This is a genomic window from Kribbella sp. CA-293567, from assembly GCF_027627575.1.
In the GTDB taxonomy this organism is placed as follows: domain Bacteria; phylum Actinomycetota; class Actinomycetes; order Propionibacteriales; family Kribbellaceae; genus Kribbella.
Map to the genome: position 1 here is coordinate 1,256,184 of NZ_CP114065.1, position 25,497 is coordinate 1,281,680.

Here is a 25,497-nt window from a genome sequence, read left to right on the forward strand (position 1 = left end):
ACGGTGCGGTGGCCGTCGAGACGGCCGTGCGGCCGCGCTCACGGGTGGCAGTGGTGCTGTCCGCCGCGCTCGGAGTGCTGCTGGTGGTGATCCTGGCCCTGGCCGGCATCCTCGGGGTGAAGGCCTGGAAGGGCAAGGAGGCCGAGGACGCCCGCGGCCAGGCTGCCGCGGCGGGACGGAAGGCGGCCGAGACGGCGCTCAGCTACGACTATCGCTCGCTGGACAAGAGTTTCGCGGCCGCGCGGGCGACGATGACGCCGGAGTTCGCCGGGCAGTTCGACGCTACCGCCAAGGTGGCCGGCGAGATCGCCACCAAGACCAAGGCGACGGTCCGGGCCGAGGTGCGCGACGTCGGGGTCCGCGACGGCGACGCCGATCGGGTCACGCTGGTGATCTTCGTGAACCAGACCACCACCAGCACGATCACGCAGGGTAGGCCCCGGGTGGACCTGAACCGGACGAGATTCACGATGGTCCGAAACGGCACCCAATGGCTGGTCCAGGAGATCGCCGGACTGTAGTCTCTTTGTGACTCCGGAGAGGTCGTGCCGGGTGGCTCGCGGGTTGGTGACCCGTTGGAGAACCCGGGTCGATTCTTGACGGAGAGGGTGGTCCGAAGGCATAGTGTCGGACCCCATTGGACAGGCTTGCCCTGATCGGGTAGCCTATTGCTTTGCGCTGCCTTTAACCGCACCCTTGTTCATCCTCAGAACTTGACGAGGGTCGTTTGGCATGCGCTCCCAGCACCGAAGTGCCAGCATCGAAGTAACTTTGCGAGCCCGTGGAAGGACGCCCCTTGGTCGCCTCGCGCAACCCCCAGTCCGACAGCATCACCGACGTTTCCGGCGCACCACGCCGCATCTCCTTCGCGAAGATCTCCGAGCCTCTCGAGGTTCCGGATCTTCTTGCGTTGCAGGTGGACAGTTTCGACTGGCTGGTCGGAAACGAAACCTGGCAGGCCAGGGTGGCCGCCGCCGAGGCGGAGGGACGGACAGATCTGTCCTCCCCGTCCGGCCTCGAGGAGATCTTCGAGGAGATCTCCCCGATCGAGGACTTCAGCGGAACCATGTCGCTGTCGTTCCGTGACCACCGGTTCGAGCCCCCGAAGAACACGGTCGACGAGTGCAAGGAGCGTGACGTCACCTACTCGGCGCCGCTGTTCGTCACCGCCGAGTTCATGAACAACGAGACCGGCGAGATCAAGAGCCAGACCGTCTTCATGGGTGACTTCCCGTTGATGACGCGCAAGGGCACGTTCGTGATCAACGGCACCGAGCGTGTCGTCGTGTCCCAGCTGGTTCGCTCGCCCGGCGTGTACTTCGAGCGCACGCCGGACAAGACGTCGGACAAGGACATCTTCACCGCGAAGATCATCCCGTCACGCGGCGCGTGGCTGGAGTTCGAGATCGACAAGCGCGATCTGGTGGGCGTGCGGCTGGACCGCAAGCGCAAGCAGAACGTCACCGTGCTGCTCAAGGCGCTCGGCTGGACCGACGCGCAGATCCTCGAGGAGTTCGGCGAGTACGAGTCGATCCGTCTCACCCTGGAGAAGGACCACACCTCCGGGCAGGACGACGCGCTGCTGGACATCTACCGCAAGCTGCGCCCCGGCGAACCGCCGACGCGTGAGGCTGCCCAGGCGCTGCTGGACAACTACTACTTCAACGGCAAGCGCTACGACCTGGCCAAGGTCGGCCGGTACAAGATCAACAAGAAGCTCGGCCGTGACGAGACCCACGACACCGCGGTTCTGACGATCAACGACATCGTGGCGACGATCAAGTACATCGTCGCGCTGCACGAGGGCAAGACCGAGCTGACCGCGCCGCAGGGCGAGATCGTCGTCGAAGAGGACGACATCGACCACTTCGGCAACCGTCGGCTGCGCACGGTCGGCGAGCTGATCCAGAACCAGCTCCGCACCGGCCTGGCCCGGATGGAGCGCGTGGTTCGCGAGCGGATGACGACCCAGGACGTCGAGGCGATCACGCCGCAGACCCTGATCAACATCCGCCCGGTGGTCGCGGCGCTGAAGGAGTTCTTCGGAACCTCCCAGCTGTCGCAGTTCATGGACCAGACCAACCCGATCGCGGGTCTGACCCACAAGCGCCGCCTGTCGGCTCTTGGCCCGGGTGGTCTGTCGCGTGAGCGGGCCGGCTTCGAGGTTCGTGACGTGCACCCGTCGCACTACGGCCGGATGTGCCCGATCGAGACCCCGGAAGGCCCGAACATCGGTCTGATCGGCTCGCTCGCGACGTACGGCCGGGTGAACCCGTTCGGCTTCGTCGAGACGCCGTACCGCAAGGTCGTCGACGGCCGGGTCACCGACCAGGTCGACTACCTGACCGCGGACGAGGAGGACCGGTTCGTCATCGCTCAGGCCAACGCGGCACTGACCGACGACGACGTGTTCGCCGAGGACCGGGTGCTGGTTCGCCGGCGCCACGGTGAGGTCGAGCTCGTGCTGGTCGACGACGTGGACTACATGGACGTCTCGCCGCGCCAGATGGTGTCGGTCGCGACGGCGATGATCCCGTTCCTCGAGCACGACGACGCCAACCGCGCCCTGATGGGCTCCAACATGCAGCGCCAGGCCGTTCCGCTGATCACCGCGGACGCCCCCCTGGTCGGTACCGGGATGGAGTTCCGCGGAGCGGTCGACGCCGGTGACGTGCTGGTGTCGGAGAAGGCAGGTGTGATCAAGGAGGTCTCGGCCGACCTGATCGAGGTCGCCGCCGACGACGGCACCTACCAGACCTACCGGCTGCAGAAGTTCCGTCGCTCGAACCAGGGCACCTGCATCAACCAGCGTCCGCTGGTCGACGCCGGGCAGCGGGTCGAGGTCGGCTCGCCGCTGGCCGACGGTCCGTGCACCGACGAGGGCGAGATGGCCCTCGGCCGTAACCTGCTCGTGGCGTTCATGCCGTGGGAGGGTCACAACTACGAGGACGCGATCATCCTCAGCCAGCGCGTCGTGCAGCAGGACCTGCTGACCTCGATCCACATCGAGGAGCACGAGGTCGACGCTCGCGACACCAAGCTGGGCCCGGAGGAGATCACCCGCGACATCCCCAACGTCTCCGACGAGATGCTGGCGGACCTGGACGAGCGGGGCATCATCCGGATCGGCGCCGAGGTCACCACCGGTGACATCCTGGTCGGCAAGGTCACGCCCAAGGGTGAGACCGAGCTGACCCCCGAAGAGCGGCTGCTCCGCGCGATCTTCGGTGAGAAGGCGCGCGAGGTGCGCGACACCTCGCTGAAGGTGCCGCACGGTGAGAACGGAACCGTCATCGGGGTCCGCGTCTTCGACCGCGACAACGGCGACGAGCTGCCGCCGGGCGTGAACCAGCTGGTTCGCGTGTACGTCGCGCAGAAGCGCAAGATCTCCGTCGGTGACAAGCTCGCCGGACGTCACGGCAACAAGGGCGTCATCTCGAAGATCCTGCCGGTCGAGGACATGCCGTTCATGGAGGACGGCACCCAGGTCGACATCATCTTGAACCCGCTGGGCGTGCCCGGCCGGATGAACGTCGGTCAGGTGCTCGAGACCCACCTCGGCTGGGTTGCCAGCCGCGGCTGGAAGGTCGACCCGGACAGCACCGAAGAGTGGGCCCAGCGACTGATCAAGATCGGCGCCGGCGAAGCCGAGCCGTTCACGAACGTCGCCACCCCGGTCTTCGACGGCGCGCGGGAGGAAGAGGTCACCGGCCTGCTCGGCTCGACCCTGCCGAACCGCGACGGCGACCGGATGGTCAACAGCACCGGCAAGGCGAACCTGTTCGACGGCCGCTCGGGTGAGCCTTTCCCGCAGCCGGTCGGCGTCGGTTACATGTACATGCTGAAGCTGCACCACCTGGTGGACGACAAGATCCACGCCCGCTCGACCGGTCCGTACTCGATGATCACGCAGCAGCCGCTGGGTGGTAAGGCGCAGTTCGGTGGTCAGCGGTTCGGCGAGATGGAGGTGTGGGCCCTCGAGGCCTACGGTGCCGCCTTCGCGCTGCAGGAGCTACTCACCATCAAGTCCGACGACGTCGTCGGTCGCGTCAAGGTGTACGAAGCGATCGTCAAGGGCGAGAACATCCCGGAGCCGGGTATCCCGGAGTCGTTCAAGGTTCTCGTCAAGGAAATGCAGTCCCTTTGTCTGAACGTCGAGGTGCTCTCGTCCGACGGTAGTCGGGTCGAGATGCGCGACAGCGAAGAAGACGTCTTCCGCGCAGCGGAGGAACTGGGAATCGACCTGTCCCGGCGCGAGCCGAACAGCGTCGAAGAGGTCTGAGCGGGTTGCCGCTTTTGATCAACAACCAACTCACTCAGACCCAACTTTTGACAATCGGGAGATAACACATCGTGCTCGACGTGAACTTCTTCGACGAGCTTCGGATCGGCCTGGCGACCGCGGATGAGATCCGCCAGTGGTCGCACGGCGAGGTCAAGAAGCCCGAGACGATCAACTACCGGACGCTCAAGCCCGAGCGTGACGGTCTGTTCTGCGAGAAGATCTTCGGTCCCACCCGGGACTGGGAGTGCTACTGCGGTAAGTACAAGCGGGTTCGCTTCAAGGGCATCATCTGTGAGCGGTGTGGCGTCGAGGTCACCCGCTCCAAGGTGCGCCGCGAGCGGATGGGCCACATCGAGCTGGCCGCGCCGGTCACCCACATCTGGTACTTCAAGGGTGTCCCGTCGCGACTCGGCTACCTGCTCGACCTCGCCCCGAAGGACCTCGAGAAGGTCATCTACTTCGCGGCGTACATGATCACCGACGTCGACGAGGACGCGCGGCACCGCGACCTCTCGTCGCTGGAGGGCCGGACCGATGTCGAGCGCAAGCAGCTCGAGGGCCGGCGCGACAACGACATCGAGACCCGGATGAAGAAGCTCGAGGAGGACCTCGCCCAGCTCGAGGCCGAGGGCGCGAAGGCCGACGTTCGCCGCAAGGTGAAGGAAGGCGCGGAGCGTGAGGTCAAGCAGCTGCGTGACCGTGCGCAGCGCGAGATCGACCGCCTCGACGAGGTCTGGAGCCGGTTCAAGAGCCTCAAGGTCCAGGACCTCGAAGGCGACGAGATCCTGTACCGCGCCATGAAGGAGCGGTTCGGCAAGTACTTCGAGGGCGCGATGGGTGCCGCCGCGATCCAGCGGCGCCTGCAGACCTTCGACCTGAAGGCGGAGGCGGCCAGCCTGCGCGAGACGATCAAGACCGGCAAGGGCCAGCGCAAGACGCGGGCACTGAAGCGGCTCAAGGTCGTCACCGCGTTCCTGGCCACCAACAACAGCCCGATGGGCATGGTGCTCGACTGCGTTCCGGTGATCCCGCCGGACCTGCGGCCGATGGTCCAGCTCGACGGTGGCCGGTTCGCCACCTCCGACCTGAACGACCTGTACCGCCGGGTGATCAACCGCAACAACCGGCTCAAGCGTCTGCTCGACCTGGGCGCGCCGGAGATCATCGTCAACAACGAGAAGCGGATGCTGCAGGAGGCCGTCGACGCACTGTTCGACAACGGCCGTCGTGGCCGTCCGGTCACCGGCCCGGGCAACCGGCCGCTGAAGTCGCTGTCCGACATGCTCAAGGGCAAGCAGGGCCGGTTCCGTCAGAACCTGCTCGGCAAGCGCGTCGACTACTCGGGCCGTTCCGTCATCGTGGTCGGTCCGCAGCTGAAGCTGCACCAGTGCGGTCTGCCGAAGGCGATGGCGCTGGAGCTGTTCAAGCCGTTCGTGATGAAGCGGCTGGTCGACCTCAACCACGCGCAGAACATCAAGTCCGCCAAGCGGATGGTCGAGCGTCAGCGCGCCCAGGTCTGGGACGTGCTGGAAGAGGTCATCACCGAGCACCCGGTACTGCTGAACCGGGCGCCCACGCTGCACCGGCTGGGCATCCAGGCGTTCGAGCCCCAGCTGATCGAGGGCAAGGCGATCCAGATCCACCCGCTCGTCTGCTCCGCGTTCAACGCGGACTTCGACGGTGACCAGATGGCGGTGCACCTGCCGCTGTCGGCCGAGGCGCAGGCCGAGGCCCGGATCCTGATGCTGTCGACGAACAACATCCTGAAGCCTGCTGACGGCCGTCCGGTCACGATGCCGACCCAGGACATGATCATCGGCATCTACTTCCTGACGATGCTCAAGGAAGGCGAGCTCGGCGAAGGCCGGGCGTTCAGCTCGCTGGCGGAGGCCCTGATGGCCTTCGACCGCAAGGAGCTGTCGCTGCAGGCCAAGATCACGCTCCGGCTCGACCAGGCCGGTGCGCCGGCCGGCTCGGCGGAGCGCCCGAACGGTGGGTTCTCGCTGGAGACCACGCTGGGTCGCGCCCTGTTCAACGAGGCGCTGCCGAGCGACTACACCTTCGTGGACGCCGAGGTCGGCAAGAAGCAGCTGGGCTCGATCGTCAACGATCTGGCCGAGCGCTACTCCAAGGTCCAGGTGGCCTACTGCCTGGACGCGCTGAAGGATCTCGGTTTCCGCTGGGCCACCCGTTCCGGTGTCACGGTGTCGATCGACGACTTCAGCACGCCGCCGAGCAAGCCCGAGATCATGGCGCGCTACGAGGCCCAGGCCGAGAAGGTCCAGAAGCAGTTCGAGCGGGGTCTGATCACCTCGTCCGAGCGGCGGCAGGAACTGATCGAGATCTGGACCGGCGCCAACGCCGAGGTCGGCAAGGCGATGGAGGAGAACTTCGCCAAGGCCAACCCGATCTGGATGATGGTGCACTCGGGTGCGCGCGGAAACATGATGCAGATCCGGCAGATCGCCGGTATGCGTGGTCTGGTGGCCAACCCGAAGGGCGAGATCATCGCCCGGCCGATCAAGTCCAACTTCCGCGAGGGCCTGTCGGTGGTCGAGTACTTCATCGCCACCCACGGTGCTCGTAAGGGTCTTGCCGACACCGCGCTGCGGACCGCCGACTCGGGGTACCTGACCCGTCGTCTGGTGGACGTGTCGCAGGACGTCATCATCCGCGAGGAGGACTGCGGTACCGAGCGTGGTCTGCCGAAGCTGATCGGCGAGCCCGGTCCGGACGGCAAGGTCGTGCACGCCGAGAACGTGGAGACCAGCGCGTACGCACGCACCCTGGCCACCGACACGTTCGACGCCAAGGGCGCCCTGGTACTGGCCGCCGGCAGCGACCTGGGCGATGTGTCCATCGCCGCTCTGGTGGCCGCGGGGATCGAGCAGGTCAAGGTCCGCTCCGTGCTGACCTGTGACGCCAAGACGGGGACCTGCGCGAAGTGCTACGGCCGTTCGCTGGCGACCGGCAAGCCGGTCGACATCGGTGAGGCCGTCGGCATCATCGCGGCGCAGTCCATCGGTGAGCCCGGTACGCAGCTGACGATGCGTACCTTCCACACCGGTGGTGTCGCGGGTGATGACATCACCCACGGTCTGCCGCGTGTGGTCGAGCTCTTCGAGGCTCGCCAGCCCAAGGGCAAGGCGCCGATCGGTGAAGCTGCCGGCCGGATCGCGATCGAGGACACCGACAAGACCCGGAAGCTGGTGCTCACCCCGGACGACGGTTCCGAGGAGGTCGCCTACCCGGTGTCGAAGCGGGCCCGGTTGCTGATCGAGGACGGTCAGCAGGTCGAGGTCGGCCAGCAGCTGACGCAAGGTACTCCGGACCCGCAGGAAGTTCTGCGCATCCTGGGTATCCGCAAGGCGCAGGAGCACCTGGTCGACGAGGTCCAGGCCGTGTACCGGTCGCAGGGTGTGGCCATCCACGACAAGCACATCGAGATCATCGTCCGGCAGATGCTGCGCCGGGTCACGGTGATCGAGTCCGGCGAGGCGAACCTGCTGCCGGGTGAGCTGGCGGACCGGTTGCTGTTCGAGGCCGAGAACCGTCGCGTCGTGGCCGAGGGCGGTACGCCGGCCTCGGGTCGTCCGGTGCTGATGGGGATCACCAAGGCGTCGCTCGCGACCGAGTCGTGGCTGTCGGCCGCCTCCTTCCAGGAGACGACCCGGGTCCTGACCGAGGCCGCGATCCACGGCAAGTCCGACTCGCTGGTCGGTCTGAAGGAGAACGTCATCATCGGAAAGCTGATCCCGGCGGGTACCGGCATGGACCGGTACCGCAACATCCGGGTGGAGCCCACCGAGGAGGCGAAGGCCGCGATGTACTCGATGGTCGGCTACGAGTCGTACGACTACGACTTCGGTCCGTCCGCCGGGCAATCGGTCCCGCTCGACGACTTCGATCTGGGCTCGTACCAGAAGTAGTCCTGCAGCACCCCGTCGAGGGCGGCACTCCTACCAAGGGGTGCCGCCCTCGCGGCGTTTCCGAAGTCGCCGAAAGCCCTTGTTGCTAACGGCAACGAGGGTGGAACCGGCCGGATCGCCGTAGCGGCAGGGGTTACGGGTGTTGCTGGTGGGACGACACGCCGAGGGTGTTCGGACGGCTGCGGAGTGTTGCGAGGGGTCGGCGTGGAAGTGTCGGCGGGATGCGCGAAGATGACGCGTATGACCGAGCTTCCGCCGCACCTGCAACCGTTCGTGCTGGACGTCGCGCAGGGAGCGGAGCACCGCGTCGAGAGGGTCGGAGCACTCGACTTCCACCGGCCGGACGGGTCCGCCCGGACCGGCGCGGTCCTGCTGGTCCACGGTGGGCCGATGCCCGCCGATCTCGAGGTGCAGCCGCGCGACTGGCCCGTCTTCCAGGGGTACGCCGCAGCCATCGCTCAGCGCGGCCAGGTGGCCGTCACGGTCGACCACAGCCTGATCCGCGGACTCGACCAGCTGACCACCGCCGCGGACGACGTGGAGGCTGCCGTCGGCATCCTGCGCGCCGACCCGCAGGTGAATCCGGAGCGGGTCGTGCTCTGGTTCTTCTCCGGCGCCGGACTGCTGGCGGGGGAGTGGCTGGACAGCCGCCCCGACTGGCTGCGCGCCGTCGCCCTGACCTATCCCCTGCTCGCCACTCCGCCCGGTGTCGACGAACTGGTTTCCGCCGCCGAAGTGATCGGCAAATACGATCGGGGCGGTGGGGCCGGAAAAGTATCAAACAAAGTCCTGCCGGTGCTGCTGACGAGGGTCGGCCGCGAGCGTGAAGAACTCGCCCGACCGGTGGCGGAGTTCGTCTCCGCCGGTGGCGCCGCGCTGGACATCATCGACGTACCGAAAGGGCAACACGGCTTCGACATGCTCGACCACAGCGAAGAGTCCCGCGCCGCGGTGACCAAGGCCCTCGACTGGGCCATCGCCCACTTGGGCGAAGACCCCACCGCACCCAGTCAGCTCCCCATTCCAGCCACCACCATCCCAGCTCCCGCCAACCAGGCCACCAAGGCTCCTGCCGGCGCCCGGGCAGCCGGCACCGCAGCCCCGGCCCGCCCAAGCAACAGCGCTGCCTCTACGGCGACCACGCCCAGCGGCTCCGCAGGCACATCCAGCGCCTCCACCGGCGCGGCTACGGCGTCCACCGGCCTGGTAGCCCCGCCTGCCGCGCGTGCCACCGTCCCGACCGAGGCGGCAACTGTCAGCGCCGGCTCAGCTGCCCCGGCAGCCCCTGCGGCCGAGCGGGCCGGGGGAGCCGAGAAGGCTGCTGCGCCCGCCAGTCAGCAGACTTCGCCCACCACCAGCTTGCCGGCGGAGACCGCGGCCTCCCGGGTGGTGGCCAGAGTGCATGCGGCGTTCGAGGCGCACGATCTGGAGGCGTTCCTCGCGATGTACTCGCCGACGGCGCTGCTCCAGTTCGCCGACGGACCGGTGATGCGGGGACGGCGTTCCCTGCGTGAGCACTACCGGCCGCAGTTCGAGGCCGGCGACTGCCAGCGCGAACTGGTGCACCGGATGCTGGTGGGGAACTGGGTGGTCGAGCAGACCGTGACCGACGGCACCCCGACGGTGGCGCTCTACCAGGTGCAGGACGGCCTGATCACCGAGGTTCGTTTCCTGGCCTGAGGGTTCCGGCGAAGGAGTTCGGGCGCACTGTCCGGTGCGCCCGAACTCCGCTCACGCCATGATGCCGAGCGGTGACGGCTTCCAGCCCGGAAAGACCTTGCCTGCCTGGCCTTCGCTGAGCCCCAGCCGCCGCATCACGATCTCCGACAGCACGTCGCGGTAGTCGTTGGTGCCGGGCACGTCCCCCTGATCCAGTACGCCGGACGCCAGTCCCTCCCACCGTCCGTGCACTCCACCCCTGACCCCGCCACCCAGCACCAGCGCGACACCGCCGTGCCCGTGGTCCGTGCCGCTGTTCGCGTTCTGCTCGACCCGCCGGCCGAACTCGCTCATCGTCACCACAGTGGTGTTGTCGAGCTCAGGTCCCAGCTCGGCAGCGAACGCGGCGAGTGCCGTCGCCACGGTCTTCAGCGAGTTGGTCATGTCGCCACCGTCCACGGTGCCGAGACCGGTGTGCATGTCCCAGCCGCCCAGATCGACAGTGGCGACCCGCACTCCGGCCTTGGCCTTGATCAGCTGCGCCAGCGTCGACAGGGCCGCACCGAACTCTCCGTCCGGATAGCCACGCTCCTTGGCCGGTGTCGTTTGCTGCTTCGCATAACTCTGCGCCTGTGCCGAGGCCTGCAAGGCATCGAGCCCCTGCACCCCCAGGGGATGGTCAATGCCTGTGTAGAGCGTTTTGAGAGCCGCGAGGGTCTGTGGCGCGACCCCGTCGATTCCCTTGACGGTGAAGTCCTTCAGTGACGTCAGCATGACGGGGTTGGAGTCACCCAGCAGCGAACGGCTCATCCGGGCGCCGATCCCCAGCCCGCGGAACGTAGTACCGGGTCCTAGCTCCTGCAGGACTCTGTCGAGCCAGCCGGACTGAACCGACGACTTTGCCGCTCCGCCACGCTCCAGACAGTCCTGCGCCTGGAAGTGGCTCCGAGTCAGATCCGGCGTCGACACAGCCGGTACGGCGGCCAGCCGGCCACCCGTCATCAGTGGCTGAAGGGGAGCCAGCGCCGGGTGCATCCCGAACCCGCGTTGCAGGTCGAGCAGAGAAGCAGCCCGTACGGCGATCGACGGCCGAGCCTTGAGCAGGTTGGGATCGTCGGCCGGCACCAGTACTGACAAGCCGTCCATACCGCCGCGCAGGAACACCACGATCAACGTGCCACCGGGGTCAGCGCCAGGTGCGGCCCAGGAGACGCGGGTGGTCACCAGTTGGGTGGTCATGGCGGCAACGCCCACTCCCAGACCACCTGCCAGCAGGCGACGTCTGGTGAAGCCGTGACTCCACTGCGACTCTCTGTCTTCCGCATCGGCCGTCACCGCCGCGGCGCCGGCTCGCAGTACGGCGTCGGCCGGGGTCGGGCCGAGACGGCGCCAGTCGGGGCAGTCGGGGTGCAAGGAGGCGAGTGTGTCTCTCATGAGCTGGTCTCCTTCACCGGGCCAGGAACTGCGGGGAGTCGAGAACCAAGGCGACGACATGCCCCGCCTGCCACTCCATCCGCCCGTGGTCGACCCGTGCGGTGGGCTTGGCCTGGACGAACGTGGACAGGGCGGTGCGCTGCCGGGCGTCGGGGCGTTGCCCGATCAGCCGCTCGCCCAGCCGGTCGAACCACTCGCGGTATGTGTCGCCCTTGCGAGGACGCAGAGCCGCCGGCAACTTCGTGTGCTTCATGCCTTCCCACCAGCCATAGGTCATGGCGCGGTGCATCGACCAGCGCTCCAGCATCTGACCGGCGGAGGCCCACGCCGGTGCGACGTCGGGGTAGCCGTTGGGGGAGGGCCAGGCCAGCGGTGCATGGCCGAGATTGTTGAGCTCCCAGTAGACGGCCTCGAGGCCTTTGGCGGTGGCCGGCCCGAACGGCAGGTCGAGCGCCCGGGCGCTGCTCACGACATCTTCCAGTGGCCGCTTCGTCTTCTGGCCGAGGGAGTTCCAGAACTCGCTGCTACGGAACAGCGCCGTGAGCATCGGCAGGATCGCCGTGTTGTTGCGCAGGTAGATCTGAGCCAGCCGGTCGACCAGCTCGGCCGGGGGAGAGTCGGCGACGAACCGTACGACGAGTTTGCGGGCGATGGCGCGCGCTGTCGCGGGATGCCTGGCCAGGTAGTCGAGATAGCGATCGCCGGTGGCGAGACCGCCCGTGGCCGAACTGTTGGTCGCGGACCAGGTGAGCACCTTCACCCGGCCGGTCCGGTGCTTGTCGGCGTCGTACTCGAAGGCGCCTTCCTTGGTGGCGCCGCGCCCGCTCAGTACATAGGCACTGGCCCGCACGTCCTTCTCTGTATAGCCGGAGGAGACTCCGACCGTGTGCAGTTCCAGGAGCTCGCGGCCGAGGTTCTCGTTGACGCTGTCGCGGGTCGACGCGTCGTTGTCGAGGAAGCGCAGCATCGCGGGGTGCCGCATCGCGGCCTTCAGCATGTCGCCGTACCGGCCGAATGCGTGTCGCCGGATCACCGACACCGCGTACTGCGGCGCGACGTCCCAGCCGCGGTCGGACGGCGTCGCGACGTGCAGATGGTTGGCGAAGACGTCGACGACGACCTCGAAGAGCTGCCGGCTGCCGAAGACCTGCCGGCCCAGCGTCGCGAACCCGGTGTGGAACATGGCTTCCCAGGAGTACTCCGGGATGGACCGCCGGACGGTGGCCGGGTCGGCGCCGGCCAGTTTGACCGCCTTCCAGGCCTGGTCTCCGGCCGGGTCCGTTGCCGTCGGCGACAGTTGAGCTGCCAGCCACTTGTCGATCCCGAGCTTCTCGAGACTCTGTACGTCGGCCGGCCGGGGGCCGAAGGTCGCCCTGTTGAGCAGATGGCGCCGGGCCTGCGCGTCGGTCAGCGGCCCGCTCTTGCTGACCAGCAGGCCGGGGGAGGCGCTTCCGGCCTTGGCGGCAGCCGCGTAGCCGGCGTACTCCTGGGGTTTGCCGGTCTGGGTGGCGACCTTTGACTTCTTGGCTGCGACGAAGCTGGAGTCACGGTCCTCGCCGGCGGTGGCGAGACTCGGCTGCTGGGCGACCTTGGCGCGGGCTGCCGTCGTACGGGCGGGGTCTCTGGGAGGAGATGCGGCGAGCACGCGGTTCTGCAGCGTGTCTGGGCGGCTGATGATCTCCGCAGCCAACCCGCCGGCGGCCAGGGTGCCTGCGACGGCACCGATGGCCGCCCGGCGGGCCACCGGCGACAGGGTCCTTGGGGCGGTAGGACCTGGCGGCGGCTGCTCGTCCGCGGTGAGGCGGGGACGGTTCGAGGGGGCGGGACCGTGTTCCACGGGTGGTTCTCCAGGCGGAAGCGAAGGTGTGCGGCAGATCCCCGTTATCAGGCTGTTACACCGGATGAGCGTGACTATGCCGCAAACTCCGCCTGCCGGAACCGGTGCGGCGGGACCTTTACCTCGATCAGACATTCGGAATCGGTATGGCCCGGCCCCGCCGCGTCAGGAGTGCCGTCGATGATCCGGTAGACTGACAGCGCGGCTGCGCCTTTGCATCGCACGGTGTCTTGTTTTGACCGTGCATGAGGCAGCCGCTAGTCTTAACGATCGTGCCCGGGTCATCCTGGGCCGTCATGCGTGCCCCTCTCAAATTCGGGACAGCGCGTGGCACGGGACTTCTGCCGACAGTCAGAAAGTTTATGACTCCGGCTTGTCCGTGCCCATGCGACACACCCGACCGCGGGGGTCAGGCGCGCAGCAACCGACCGGACGACAGAAAGAGACCTACGCGGTGCCCACCATCCAGCAGTTGGTCCGCAAGGGCCGCCAGGACAAGGTGTCCAAGAACAAGACGCCGGCCCTGAAGGGTTCCCCTCAGCGTCGTGGTGTGTGCACGCGCGTCTACACGACCACTCCGAAGAAGCCGAACTCCGCTCTTCGTAAGGTCGCTCGTGTTCGCCTCACCAGCGGCATTGAGGTCACCGCCTACATCCCCGGCGTCGGCCACAACCTGCAGGAGCACTCGATCGTGCTCGTGCGTGGTGGTCGTGTGAAGGACCTCCCGGGTGTCCGGTACAAGATCATCCGCGGTTCGCTCGACACCCAGGGTGTGAAGAACCGGAAGCAGGCTCGCAGCCGTTACGGCGCGAAGAAGGAGAAGAGCTAATGCCGCGTAAGGGTCCCGCCCCGAAGCGGCCGGTCATCATCGACCCGGTCTACAGCTCGCCGCTCGTCACCCAGTTGATCTCCAAGATCCTGGTCGACGGCAAGAAGCAGATCGCCCAGAGCATCGTCTACACGGCGCTCGAAGGCACCCGGACGAAGACCGGCACCGATCCCGTCATCACGTTGAAGCGCGCACTGGACAACGTGAAGCCCAGCATCGAGGTGAAGAGCCGCCGTGTCGGTGGAGCCACCTACCAGGTGCCGATCGAGGTCAAGCCCGGTCGCTCGACCACGCTCGCCCTGCGCTGGATGACGTCGTACTCCCGGGCCCGTCGCGAGAAGACGATGGCCGAGCGCCTGATGAACGAGATCCTGGACGCGTCGAACGGTCTGGGTGCCGCAGTCAAGCGCCGCGAGGACACGCACAAGATGGCCGAAGCCAACAAGGCTTTCGCCCACTACCGCTGGTGAGCCGGGGCCCGGAGTCCGGGCCCCCATGTTCACCTTCTTTGAAGCTAGACAGAAGCGAGAGGTAGACCACCGAGGTGGCCGTACAAATCACCACCGACCTGAGCATGGTGCGCAACATCGGCATCATGGCCCACATCGACGCCGGCAAGACGACGACGACCGAGCGGATCCTCTTCTACACCGGCATCACCTACAAGATCGGTGAGGTCCACGACGGCGCCGCCACGATGGACTGGATGGAGCAGGAGCAGGAGCGCGGCATCACCATCACGTCCGCCGCGACGACCTGCACCTGGAAAGACCACACCATCAACATCATCGACACCCCCGGGCACGTCGACTTCACCGTCGAGGTGGAGCGCTCGCTGCGCGTCCTCGACGGCGCGGTCGCGGTCTTCGACGGTGTCGCGGGTGTGGAGCCGCAGTCCGAGACCGTGTGGCGTCAGGCGGACCGGTACGGCGTACCGCGGATCTGCTTCGTCAACAAGCTCGACCGGACCGGCGCCGAGTTCATGCGCTGCGTCGACATGATCGTCGACCGGCTGGCCGCGGTGCCGCTGGTGCTGCAGCTGCCGATCGGCTCCGAGGGTGACTTCATCGGTGTCGTCGACCTGGTCGGGATGCGCGCGCTGACCTGGCGTGGCGAGACCACGATGGGTGAGGACTACACCGTCGAGGAGATCCCGGCGACGCACACCGAGATCGCCGCCGAGTGGCGCGACAAGCTGATCGAGACGCTGGCCGAGGCCGACGACGAGATCATGGAGCAGTACCTGGAAGGCGAGCAGCCGACCCAGGAGCAGATCGTGGCCGGCATCCGCCGCGCGACGATCGCCTCCAAGCTGACCCCCGTGCTGACCGGTACCGCGTTCAAGAACAAGGGCGTCCAGCCCCTGCTCGACGCGATCAACGCCTACCTGCCGAGCCCGCTCGACGTCCCCGACATCGAGGGTCACGACATCAAGGACGGCACCGAGGTGGTCCTGCGCAAGCCGGACGACTCCGAGCCCTTCTCGGCGCTGGCCTTCAAGATCGCGGCGGACCCGCACCTGGGCAAGCTGACCTTCATCCGGGTCTACTCGGGCAAGCTCGAGACCGGCACCCAGGTGCTGAACCCGACGAAGGGCCGCAAGGAGCGGATCGGCAAGATCTACCGCATGCACGCGAACAAGCGTGAGGAGATCGCGTCGGTCGGCGCCGGCCACATCGTCGCCGTGATGGGTCTGAAGGACACCACCACCGGCGAGACCCTGTGCGACCCGGCCAAGCCGGTGCTGCTCGAGTCGATGACCTTCCCGGCCCCGGTGATCTCGGTCGCCATCGAGCCGAAGTCGAAGGCCGACCAGGAGAAGCTCGGCGTCGCGATCCAGCGCCTGGCCGACGAGGACCCGACCTTCCAGGTCCGGACCGACGAGGACACCGGCCAGACGATCATCGCCGGGATGGGTGAGCTGCACCTCGAGGTGCTGGTCGACCGGATGAAGCGCGAGTTCCGCGTCGAGGCCAACGTCGGCAAGCCCCAGGTCGCCTACCGCGAGACGATCAAGAAGAAGGTCGAGAAGGTCGACTACACGCACAAGAAGCAGACCGGTGGTTCGGGTCAGTTCGCGCGTGTGATCATCAACATCGAGCCGACTTCGGTCGAGGCCGGTGGTGAGGGCGGGTACGAGTTCGTCAACGCCGTCACCGGTGGCCGGATCCCGCGCGAGTACATCCCTTCGGTGGATGAAGGCGCGCAGGAAGCGATGGAGTTCGGCGTCCTGGCCGGCTACCCGATGGTGGACGTCAAGGTCACGCTGACCGACGGCGCCTACCACGATGTCGACTCGTCCGAGCTGGCGTTCAAGATCGCCGGTTCGATGGCCTTCAAGGACGCCGCCCGCCGGGCGCAGCCGATCATCCTCGAGCCGATGTTCGCGGTCGAGGTGCTCACCCCTGAGGACTACATGGGTGAAGTGATCGGTGACCTCAACTCACGTCGAGGCTCGATCCAGTCGATGGCCGACGGACCCGGTGGCTCCAGGGCCATCAAGGCCTCGGTGCCATTGTCCGAGATGTTCGGGTACGTCGGGGACCTGCGGTCGAAGACCCAGGGCCGTGCGTCGTACTCGATGCAGTTCGATTCCTACGCCGAGGTTCCGAAGAACGTGGCGGAAGAGATCATCAAGAAGGCCCGCGGCGAGTAATCTCGCTCCGGACCAACCAACCCACAGCGCGTCGGCGTACGGCGTAAGTCAACACTTTCCAGGAGGGCCCCAGTGGCTAAGGCGAAGTTCGAGCGGACTAAGCCGCACGTCAACATCGGCACCATCGGTCACATCGACCACGGTAAGACGACTCTTACCGCGGCGATCACCAAGGTGCTGCACGACAAGTACCCGACCCTCAACGAGGCGTCGGCCTTCGACCAGATCGACAAGGCGCCGGAAGAGCGTCAGCGCGGTATCACCATCTCCATCGCGCACGTCGAGTACCAGACCGAGGCCCGGCACTACGCGCACGTTGACTGCCCGGGACACGCGGACTACATCAAGAACATGATCACCGGTGCGGCCCAGATGGACGGTGCGATCCTGGTCGTCGCCGCCACCGACGGCCCGATGCCCCAGACGCGTGAGCACGTGCTGCTCGCCCGTCAGGTCGGCGTGCCGGCGATGGTCGTCGCCCTGAACAAGTGCGACATGGTCGACGACGAGGAGATCCTGGAGCTCGTCGAGCTCGAGGTCCGCGAGCTGCTCTCCGAGCAGGAGTTCGACGGGGACAACGTCCCGGTCGTCCAGGTCGCGGCGCACCCGGCACTGCAGGGTGACGAGAAGTGGGGCCAGTCCATCCTCAACCTGATGGACGCGGTCGACAACTACATCCCGCAGCCGGAGCGCGAGATCGACAAGCCGTTCCTGATGCCGGTGGAGGATGTCTTCACCATCACGGGTCGCGGTACCGTCATCACCGGCCGGATCGAGCGCGGCGTCGTCAAGGTCAACGAGACCGTCGACATCGTCGGAATCCGTCCGGAGAAGCAGACCAGCACGGTCACCGGTATCGAGATGTTCCGCAAGCTGCTCGACGAGGGCCAGGCCGGTGAGAACGTCGGTCTGCTGCTTCGTGGCACCAAGCGCGAAGACGTCGAGCGCGGCATGGTCGTCATCAAGCCGGGCACCACGACGCCGCACACGAACTTCGAGGCGTCGGTCTACATCCTCTCCAAGGAGGAGGGCGGCCGTCACACGCCGTTCTTCCAGAACTACCGCCCGCAGTTCTACTTCCGCACCACGGACGTCACCGGCGTCGTCACGCTGCCCGAGGGCACCGAGATGGTCATGCCGGGCGACAACACCGAGATGGCGGTCGAGCTGATCCAGCCGATCGCGATGGAAGAGAACCTGCGGTTCGCGATCCGTGAAGGTGGCCGCACCGTCGGCGCCGGCCGGGTCACCAAGATCATCAAGTGATCACACGAGGTCCGCGAGGGCTCGCAGTCTGAGCCCCCGCGGACCTCTGCTTTGCCCCCGGATCCGGGGCAAGTCGGGGTCGGTGACCCCGGAACGGTTCCGGATCCACCGGGTGCAAAGCCACCCGATTGGCGTTTCGACGCCGATCTCTGGCACAATATTCAGGTTGCTCAGGCGAGGTTGCCGGGGCGCGCCCCAGGACATGTTCTGGCCGGTGCGCCGCACCGGAAACACTGCCGAGGTGCCGGTCCGAGACCGGGCCCCGATCTCCATCCCAGGGTCGAAAGTGTGTGGTGACGCGCGTGCCGCGTCCGCGACACACCCGACCGCGGGGGTCGGAGCGACAAAGACGAAGACGAAGAGAAGGACGTAGCGAAGCGATGGCGGGACAAAAGATCCGCATCCGGCTGAAGGCCTACGACCACGAGGTCATCGACAGTTCGGCGCGCAAGATCGTCGACACGGTGACGCGTACTGGTGCGAAGGTTGCTGGCCCGGTGCCGTTGCCGACGGAAAAGAACGTGTTCTGCGTCATCCGCTCGCCGCACAAGTACAAGGACAGCCGCGAGCACTTCGAGATGCGCACCCACAAGCGGCTCATCGACATCATCGACCCCACGCCGAAGACCGTCGACTCGCTGATGCGTCTCGACCTGCCGGCTGGTGTCGACATCGAGATCAAGCTCTGAGGGACGCGAACAGCCAATGAGCAAATTCAAGAACACGCGCGGTCTGCTGGGCACCAAGCTCGGCATGACCCAGACCTGGGACGAGAACAACCGAGTCGTCCCCGTCACCGTGATCCAGGCCGGCCCGTGTGTGGTGACCGAGGTGCGTACCTCCTCCAGCCACGGCTACGACGGCGTGCAGATCGCCTACGGCGACATCGACCCCCGCAAGGTGACCTCGCCGATGCGCGGCCACTTCGAGAAGGCCGGCGTGACTCCTCGCCGCCACCTGCTCGAGCTGCGCACCCCTGACGCCAGCGAGTACACGCTCGGCCAGGAGATCAACGCCGAGGCGTTCGCCGCGGGCGAGATCGTCGACGTCTCCGCCACCAGCAAGGGCAAGGGATTCGCCGGTGTCATGAAGCGACACGGCTTCCACGGCCTCCGCGCCACCCACGGTGTGCACAAGAAGCACCGTTCGCCGGGTTCCATCGGCGGGTGCGCGACCCCCGGTCGCGTCTTCAAGGGAATGAAGATGTCCGGCCGGATGGGCCACGAGAAGGTCACCACGCAGAACGTGACGGTCCACGCGATCGACACCGAGCGCGGCCTGATCCTGCTCAAGGGTGCCGTTCCCGGCCCCAAGGGCGGCCTCGTGCTGATCCGCAACGCCGCGAAGGGAGCTACCAAATGAGCACCGTTGACATCGTCGTCGTGAAGGGCGACAAGGTCAGCAAGAAGGGCTCCGCGGAGCTCCCCGCCGAGCTGTTCGACGTCCAGGTCAACATCCCGTTGATCCACCAGGTCGTCGTGGCGCAGCTGGCCGCCGCCCGTCAGGGCACGCACAAGGTCAAGCGCCGTGGCGAGGTGTCCGGTGGTGGCGCCAAGCCGTACCGCCAGAAGGGCACCGGCCGCGCCCGTCAGGGCTCGACCCGCGCGCCGCAGTTCACCGGTGGTGGCGTCGTCCACGGCCCCACGCCGCGTGACTACAGCCAGCGGACCCCGAAGAAGATGATCGCCGCCGCCCTGCGCGGAGCGCTCTCGGACCGGGCCCGCGAAGGTCGCGTCCACGTCGTCGACCAGTTCGTCGACGGTGACGCGCCGTCCACCAAGGCCGCCAAGGCAGTCCTGGCCGAGGTCACCGAGTTCCTCAAGGTGCTCGTCGTGGTCGAGCGCGACGACGACATCTCGCTGCTCAGCCTGCGCAACGTGCCGACCGTGCACCTGATCGCGGCCGACCAGCTGAACGCGTACGACGTGCTGTGCAACGACGCGGTGATCTTCACCAAGGCGTCGCTGGACACGTTCGTCGCCGGAACGCCCAAGGGCAAGTCCGTCAAGGCTGTCGCGACGTCGACCGAAGCCGAGCAGGAGGTAGAAGCATGAGCCACGGAGTCAACAAGGACCCGCGGGACGTGCTGCTGCGGCCGGTCGTGAGCGAGAAGAGCTACGGCCTGCTGGATGAGCAGAAGTACACGTTCGAGGTCGCCACGGACGCCAACAAGACCGAGATCAAGCTCGCGGTCGAAAAGGTGTTCAAGGTCCGCGTGACCAGCGTCAACACGATCAACCGCAAGGGCAAGCGTCGCCGTACCCGTACGGGCTGGGGCAAGCGTCCTGACACCAAGCGTGCGATCGTCAGCCTCTCCGGCGACGACCGCATCGACATCTTCGGAGGCCAGTCGTAATGGGTATCCGCAAATACAAGCCGACAACGCCGGGCCGTCGTGGCTCCAGCGTGGCCGACTTCGTCGAGCTCACCCGTTCGACCCCCGAGAAGTCGCTGCTGCGTCCGCTGCCCAAGAAGGGCGGCCGGAACAGCTCCGGCAAGATCACCACCCGGCACCACGGTGGCGGTCACAAGCGGGCGTACCGCCTGATCGACTTCAAGCGGTACGACAAGGACGGCGTGCCGGCCAAGGTCGCGCACATCGAGTACGACCCGAACCGCACCGCGCGGATCGCACTGCTGCACTACGTCGACGGCGAGAAGCGCTACATCCTCGCCCCGGCCAAGCTGGAGCAGGGCACGATCATCGAGAACGGTCCGGCCGCGGACATCAAGGTCGGCAACAACCTGCCGCTGCGCAACATCCCGGTCGGTTCGACGATCCACGCGGTCGAGCTTCGTCCCGGTGGCGGCGCCAAGATGGCCCGCTCCGCCGGCGCCAGCGTTCAGCTGGTCGCCAAGGAGGGCCGGATGGCCACCCTGCGGATGCCGTCCGGCGAGGTCCGGATGGTCGACGTGCGCTGCCGCGCCACCCTCGGTGAGGTCGGCAACGGCGAGCAGTCGAACATCAACTGGGGCAAGGCCGGCCGGATGCGCTGGAAGGGCAAGCGCCCGACCGTCCGTGGTGTCGCGATGAACCCGGTCGACCACCCGCACGGTGGTGGTGAGGGTAAGACCTCCGGTGGACGTCACCCGGTGTCCCCGTGGGGCCAGCCTGAGGGCCGCACCCGCGGCCGCAAGGAAAGCGACCGCATGATCGTCCGGCGCCGCAAGGCCGGCAAGAAGCGCTGATAGGAGCCGGACAGAATGCCACGCAGCCTGAAGAAGGGCCCGTTCGTCGACCACCACCTGCTCAAGAAGGTGGAGGTGCAGAACGAAAAGGGCACCAAGAACGTGATCAAGACCTGGTCGCGCCGATCGATGATCATTCCCGACATGATCGGCCACACCCTCGCGGTGCACGACGGGCGCAAGCACGTCCCGGTGTTCGTGACGGACGCGATGGTCGGGCACAAGCTCGGCGAATTCGCCCCGACCCGGACGTTCAAGGGTCACGAGAAGGACGACCGCAAGGCACGGCGTCGCTGACCTCGGTCAGTTGACGACGCGCAAGCAACCTACGGAGAGATTCGAACATCATGAGCGTTCAAGAGCGTAGGGCCGTCAGTGCCCGTCGCGAGAGCCTGTTGGGCGACGAGCCCGGGGCCTTCGCGGTCGCGCGCTTCGTCCGCGTGACGCCTATGAAGGCGCGCCGCGTGGTCGACCTGGTGCGCGGCATGGGCATCGACGATGCACTCGCCACTCTGAAGTTCGCCCCGCAGGCCGCTGCCGCGACCGTGTACAAGGTCGTCGACAGCGCCGCGGCGAACGCCGAGGGCACCGAGCACCTGAGCCGGACCGACCTGGTCGTGGTGAAGGCCTTCGTGGACGAGGGACCGACGCTGAAGCGTCACCGCCCGCGTGCACAGGGCCGGGCCACCCGGATCGACAAGCGGACCAGCCACATCACCATCGTGGTCGGCCCGAAGGTCGAGGTCGCGCCGCCGGTCAAGAAGGCAGACGCCAAGTCGGCGGACGCCAAGCAGGACGACGTCAAGGCAGCGGCCAAGAAGGCCCCCGCCAAGAAGGCGCCGGCCAAGAAGGCGACCGCCAAAAAGGCTGAGAAGAAGGAGACCCGATAGTGGGCCAGAAGGTTAACCCGCACGGGTTCCGACTCGGCATCAGCACGGACCACAAGAGCCGTTGGTACGCCGACAAGCTCTACAAGGACTACGTGGGCGAGGACGTCAAGATCCGTCGCCTGCTGGGCAAGGGCATGGAGCGCGCCGGTATCTCCCGAGTGGAGATCGAGCGCACCCGTGACCGGGTCCGGGTGGACATCCACACCGCCCGTCCGGGCATCGTGATCGGCCGCCGCGGCGCCGAGGCGGACCGGATCCGTGGCAGCCTCGAGGAGCTCACCGGCAAGCAGGTGCAGCTGAACATCCTCGAGGTCAAGAACGCCGAGGTCGACGCTCAGCTGGTCGCCCAGGGTGTTGCGGAGCAGCTGTCCGGCCGCGTGGCGTTCCGCCGCGCGATGCGCAAGGCGATGCAGACCACCATGCGTGGCGGCGCCCTGGGCATCCGGATCCAGTGCTCCGGCCGTCTGGGTGGCGCGGAGATGTCGCGGTCGGAGTTCTACCGTGAAGGCCGGGTGCCGCTGCACACCCTTCGCGCGGACATCGACTACGGCTTCTACGAGGCCCGGACGACCTTCGGCCGGATCGGCGTGAAGGTCTGGATCTACAAGGGCGACGTCGCCGGCACCCGCGCAGAGCGCGAGGCGCAGGCAGCCGCTCGTGCCGCCACCCAGCAGCGTGGCCGTCCGGCCCGCCGCGACGGTGGTGGCGGTGGCGACCGTGACCGTGGTGGTCGCGGTGGTGACCGTGGCGGTCGCGGTGGCGACCGTCGTGACGGTGGCGCCCCGGCCGCGAAGGCCGAGGCTCCCAAGGCTGACGCCCCGGCTGCCGACAAGCCGGCCGAGACGACCGGAACGGAGAGCTGAACCGTGCTCATCCCCCGCAAGGTCAAGCACCGCAAGCAGCACCACCCGAAGCGCTCCGGCGCTGCCAAGGGCGGTACCACGCTCGCCTTCGGTGACTTCGGTATCCAGGCTCTGGAGAACCACTACGTCACCAACCGGCAGATCGAGTCCGCTCGTATCGCGATGACCCGGCACATCAAGCGAGGCGGAAAGGTCTGGATCAACATCTACCCGGACCGCCCGCTGACCAAGAAGCCGGCCGAGACCCGGATGGGTTCCGGTAAGGGTTCACCCGAGTGGTGGATCGCGAACGTCAAGACCGGCCGGGTTCTGTTCGAACTCTCCGGTGTCGACGAGGACGTCGCTCGCGAGGCCATGCGCCGCGCGATTCACAAGTTGCCGATGAAGTGCCGCTTCATCAGCCGAGAGTCAGGTGAGAACTGATGGCTACCCTGACTGCCGCCGAACTGCGGAACCTGGGCAAGGACGAGCTTCTGACGAAGCTCGGTGAAGCCAAGGAGGAGCTGTTCAACCTCCGCTTCCAGGCCGCCACGGGCCAGCTGGAGTCCCACGGCCGGCTGCGTGCCGTCCGCAAGGACATCGCCCGCATCTACACGGTGCTGACCGAGCGGGCGCTCGGCATCACCGAAGAGGTTGACTCAGCACCCGTGGCCGAGGCGGCTGACGACACTGCTGAGGAGACCGCTGAGGCGGACGACAGCGAGAAGGCTGGGAGCAAGGCATGACCGAGAACGTAGCCAAGGACGAGACCGTGACGACGACCGACAAGCCGCGCAGCAGCCGCAAGACCCGTGAGGGCCTGGTGCTGAGCGACAAGATGGACAAGACCGTCACCGTCGAGGTCGAGGACCGGGTCAAGCACAAGCTGTACGGCAAGGTCATCCGCCGCACCAGCAAGCTGAAGGCGCACGACGAGCAGAACGCCGCCGGGATCGGCGACCGGGTCCTCCTGATGGAGACCCGGCCGCTGTCGGCGACCAAGCGCTGGCGCGTCGTGCAGATCCTCGAAAAGGCGAAGTGACCAACGACGCCTCGCAGTACCCAATCGAAATCATTCGTTCCGCAAGGCTCACCGAGCGTGAGAACCAGCGAGACAACCAGGAGATCAACAAATGATCCAGCAGGAGTCGCGACTGAAGGTCGCCGACAACACGGGTGCCAAGGAGATCTTGTGCATCCGCGTTCTCGGTGGCTCCGGTCGGCGCTACGCCGGTGTCGGTGACACGATCGTCGCCACCGTCAAGGATGCGATCCCGGGTGGCGGCGTCAAGAAGGGCGACGTCGTCAAGGCTGTCATCGTGCGCACCGTGAAGGAGCGCCGGCGTCCGGACGGCTCCTACATCCGGTTCGACGAGAACGCCGCGGTGATCCTCAAGGCCGACGGCGAGCCGCGCGGTACCCGCATCTTCGGGCCGGTCGGCCGGGAATTGCGCGAGAAGAAGTTCATGAAGATCATCTCGCTGGCTCCGGAGGTGCTCTGAGATGGCTAACAAGCCGCAGCAGAAGGTGCAGCGTTCGCTGCACGTCAAGAAGGGTGATCTCGTTCGCGTGATCGCCGGCAAGTCCAAGGGACTCGAGGGCAAGATCATCTCGGTCCTGCCCGAGGCCGAGAAGGTCATCGTCGAAGGCGTCAACCGGGTCAAGAAGCACACCAAGGTGCAGCAGGCCCAGCGCGGCGGCACCACGGGTGGCATCGTCACCCAGGAAGCCCCGATCCACGTCTCCAACGTGATGCTTCTGGTCGAGGTCGAGAAGGACGGCAAGAAGCAGAAGGTGACCACCCGCGTCGGCTACAACCGCGTCGAGGTGCAGAAGCGGCGCCCGGACGGTTCGACGTACACCGGTTTCCGGAGCGTTCGAATCTCGCGGCGTACCGGCGAGGAGATCTGATGACCACCGCAGCTCCCGAGGCGAAGACGTTGCCCCGGCTGAAGACCAAGTACCGCGAAGAGATCGTCGCGAAGCTGAACGAGGAGTTCAGCTTCGAGAACGTCATGCAGGTGCCCGGACTCACCAAGATCGTGGTGAACATGGGTGTCGGCGAGGCGGCTCGCGACTCCAAGCTGATCGACGGTGCCATCAAGGACCTGGCCGCGATCACCGGCCAGAAGCCGTCGGTGACCAAGGCCCGCAAGTCGATCGCGCAGTTCAAGCTGCGTGAGGGCATGCCGATCGGCGCGCACGTCACGCTGCGCGGCGACCGGATGTGGGAGTTCCTGGACCGGTTGCTCTCGCTCGCGCTGCCCCGGATCCGCGACTTCCGCGGTCTGTCCCCGAAGCAGTTCGACGGCAACGGCAACTACACCTTCGGTCTGACCGAGCAGGTGATGTTCCACGAGATCAACCAGGACAAGATCGACCGGGTTCGCGGAATGGACATCACCGTGGTGACCACCGCCAAGAACGACGACGAGGGGCGCGCGCTGCTGCGGCAGCTCGGCTTCCCGTTCAAGGAGAACTGACGTGGCGAAGACAGCACTCAAGGTCAAGCAGGCCCGTACGCCGAAGTTCGCGGTGCGTGGTTACACGCGCTGCCAGCGCTGCGGTCGCCCCAAGGCCGTCTTCCGCAAGTTCGGCCTGTGCCGGATCTGCCTGCGCGAGATGGCACACCGGGGCGAGCTGCCCGGTGTCACCAAGTCCAGCTGGTGACCATCCGTACT

At 66.8% G+C, this 25,497-nt stretch carries 24 protein-coding genes and 1 pseudogene; 23 read left to right on the top strand and 2 right to left on the bottom strand.

Annotated features, from left to right (window positions below; all coding sequences use genetic code 11):
- Nucleotides 1-8: 8 nt before the first annotated feature.
- The 4 genes from OX958_RS06055 (at nt 9) to OX958_RS06070 (ending at nt 9,894) form a co-directional block, all read left to right on the top strand.
- Nucleotides 9-521, top strand: a complete 513-nt coding sequence (locus OX958_RS06055; RefSeq protein ID WP_270136175.1) for a hypothetical protein — start codon at nt 9-11, stop codon at nt 519-521.
- A gap of 275 nt (nt 522-796) precedes the next feature.
- Nucleotides 797-4,282, top strand: a complete 3,486-nt coding sequence (gene rpoB, locus OX958_RS06060; protein ID WP_270139007.1) for a DNA-directed RNA polymerase subunit beta — start codon at nt 797-799, stop codon at nt 4,280-4,282.
- A 71-nt stretch (nt 4,283-4,353) separates the two neighbouring features.
- Nucleotides 4,354-8,214, top strand: a complete 3,861-nt coding sequence (locus OX958_RS06065) for a DNA-directed RNA polymerase subunit beta' (protein ID WP_270136176.1) — start codon at nt 4,354-4,356, stop codon at nt 8,212-8,214.
- A gap of 240 nt (nt 8,215-8,454) precedes the next feature.
- Complete coding sequence (locus OX958_RS06070) at nt 8,455-9,894, top strand: nuclear transport factor 2 family protein (RefSeq protein WP_270136177.1); 1,440 nt, start codon at nt 8,455-8,457, stop codon at nt 9,892-9,894.
- A gap of 51 nt (nt 9,895-9,945) precedes the next feature.
- On the opposite strand, the gene OX958_RS06075 is transcribed toward OX958_RS06070, so the two are convergent.
- The gene (locus OX958_RS06075) at nt 9,946-11,307 is read right to left on the bottom strand and encodes a DUF1501 domain-containing protein (protein WP_270136178.1); all 1,362 of its coding nucleotides are present in this window, start codon (nt 11,305-11,307) and stop codon (nt 9,946-9,948) included.
- Between the two features lie 13 nt (nt 11,308-11,320).
- On the bottom strand, nt 11,321-13,051 hold the full coding sequence (locus OX958_RS06080) for a DUF1800 domain-containing protein (RefSeq protein ID WP_270136179.1): 1,731 nt from the start codon (nt 13,049-13,051) through the stop codon (nt 11,321-11,323).
- A gap of 547 nt (nt 13,052-13,598) precedes the next feature.
- Between OX958_RS06080 and rpsL the strand changes: the two genes are divergently transcribed.
- The 19 genes and pseudogenes from rpsL (at nt 13,599) to OX958_RS06175 (ending at nt 25,486) form a co-directional block, all read left to right on the top strand.
- Nucleotides 13,599-13,973, top strand: a complete 375-nt coding sequence (gene rpsL / locus OX958_RS06085; RefSeq protein ID WP_012923692.1) for a 30S ribosomal protein S12 — start codon at nt 13,599-13,601, stop codon at nt 13,971-13,973.
- Nucleotides 13,973-14,443 (top strand): 30S ribosomal protein S7, encoded by a 471-nt coding sequence (gene rpsG / locus OX958_RS06090; protein ID WP_270136180.1) that lies wholly within the window; start codon nt 13,973-13,975, stop codon nt 14,441-14,443. The genes rpsL and rpsG overlap by 1 nt, the downstream gene beginning before the upstream one ends.
- 74 nt (nt 14,444-14,517) lie before the next feature.
- Complete coding sequence (fusA, locus tag OX958_RS06095; protein ID WP_270136181.1) at nt 14,518-16,629, top strand: elongation factor G; 2,112 nt, start codon at nt 14,518-14,520, stop codon at nt 16,627-16,629.
- Nucleotides 16,630-16,701: 72 nt separating this feature from the next.
- Nucleotides 16,702-17,895, top strand: a complete 1,194-nt coding sequence (gene tuf, locus OX958_RS06100) for an elongation factor Tu (protein ID WP_270136182.1) — start codon at nt 16,702-16,704, stop codon at nt 17,893-17,895.
- Nucleotides 17,896-18,275: 380 nt separating this feature from the next.
- Nucleotides 18,276-18,584 (top strand): 30S ribosomal protein S10, encoded by a 309-nt coding sequence (rpsJ, locus tag OX958_RS06105; RefSeq protein ID WP_012923688.1) that lies wholly within the window; start codon nt 18,276-18,278, stop codon nt 18,582-18,584.
- A 16-nt stretch (nt 18,585-18,600) separates the two neighbouring features.
- Nucleotides 18,601-19,257, top strand: a complete 657-nt coding sequence (rplC, locus tag OX958_RS06110; protein WP_270136183.1) for a 50S ribosomal protein L3 — start codon at nt 18,601-18,603, stop codon at nt 19,255-19,257.
- A complete protein-coding gene (gene rplD / locus OX958_RS06115) occupies nt 19,254-19,949 on the top strand; it encodes a 50S ribosomal protein L4 (RefSeq protein ID WP_270136184.1) in 696 nt (231 codons plus the stop codon). Before rplC ends, rplD begins: the two co-directional genes overlap by 4 nt.
- Nucleotides 19,946-20,251, top strand: coding sequence for a 50S ribosomal protein L23 (gene rplW / locus OX958_RS06120; RefSeq protein ID WP_270136185.1), 306 nt, complete (start codon nt 19,946-19,948; stop codon nt 20,249-20,251). Before rplD ends, rplW begins: the two co-directional genes overlap by 4 nt.
- Entirely contained in the window at nt 20,251-21,084 is an 834-nt protein-coding gene (rplB, locus tag OX958_RS06125) for a 50S ribosomal protein L2 (protein ID WP_020388106.1), read from the top strand. The genes rplW and rplB overlap by 1 nt, the downstream gene beginning before the upstream one ends.
- A 15-nt stretch (nt 21,085-21,099) precedes the next feature.
- Nucleotides 21,100-21,381 carry a 30S ribosomal protein S19 gene (gene rpsS, locus OX958_RS06130; RefSeq protein WP_020388105.1) on the top strand — a complete coding sequence of 94 codons (282 nt, stop codon included), beginning with the start codon at nt 21,100-21,102 and terminating at the stop codon, nt 21,379-21,381.
- 50 nt (nt 21,382-21,431) lie between these two features.
- Nucleotides 21,432-21,896 (top strand): annotated as a pseudogene (gene rplV, locus OX958_RS06135) (50S ribosomal protein L22); the annotation flags it as partial.
- A 77-nt stretch (nt 21,897-21,973) separates the two neighbouring features.
- Entirely contained in the window at nt 21,974-22,837 is an 864-nt protein-coding gene (rpsC, locus tag OX958_RS06140) for a 30S ribosomal protein S3 (RefSeq protein ID WP_270136186.1), read from the top strand.
- Nucleotides 22,838-22,840: 3 nt separating this feature from the next.
- Nucleotides 22,841-23,260 (top strand): 50S ribosomal protein L16, encoded by a 420-nt coding sequence (gene rplP, locus OX958_RS06145; protein ID WP_270136187.1) that lies wholly within the window; start codon nt 22,841-22,843, stop codon nt 23,258-23,260.
- On the top strand, nt 23,260-23,562 hold the full coding sequence (rpmC, locus tag OX958_RS06150) for a 50S ribosomal protein L29 (protein ID WP_270136188.1): 303 nt from the start codon (nt 23,260-23,262) through the stop codon (nt 23,560-23,562). Before rplP ends, rpmC begins: the two co-directional genes overlap by 1 nt.
- Nucleotides 23,559-23,858, top strand: coding sequence for a 30S ribosomal protein S17 (gene rpsQ, locus OX958_RS06155; protein WP_270136189.1), 300 nt, complete (start codon nt 23,559-23,561; stop codon nt 23,856-23,858). Before rpmC ends, rpsQ begins: the two co-directional genes overlap by 4 nt.
- Before the next feature lie 91 nt (nt 23,859-23,949).
- Nucleotides 23,950-24,318 (top strand): 50S ribosomal protein L14, encoded by a 369-nt coding sequence (gene rplN / locus OX958_RS06160; protein WP_020388099.1) that lies wholly within the window; start codon nt 23,950-23,952, stop codon nt 24,316-24,318.
- A gap of 1 nt (nt 24,319) precedes the next feature.
- Nucleotides 24,320-24,727 (top strand): 50S ribosomal protein L24, encoded by a 408-nt coding sequence (gene rplX / locus OX958_RS06165; protein WP_270136190.1) that lies wholly within the window; start codon nt 24,320-24,322, stop codon nt 24,725-24,727.
- Complete coding sequence (gene rplE / locus OX958_RS06170) at nt 24,727-25,299, top strand: 50S ribosomal protein L5 (protein WP_270136191.1); 573 nt, start codon at nt 24,727-24,729, stop codon at nt 25,297-25,299. Before rplX ends, rplE begins: the two co-directional genes overlap by 1 nt.
- Before the next feature lies 1 nt (nt 25,300).
- Nucleotides 25,301-25,486, top strand: coding sequence for a type Z 30S ribosomal protein S14 (locus OX958_RS06175; protein WP_132167346.1), 186 nt, complete (start codon nt 25,301-25,303; stop codon nt 25,484-25,486).
- The last annotated feature ends 11 nt before the right edge of the window (nt 25,487-25,497 follow it).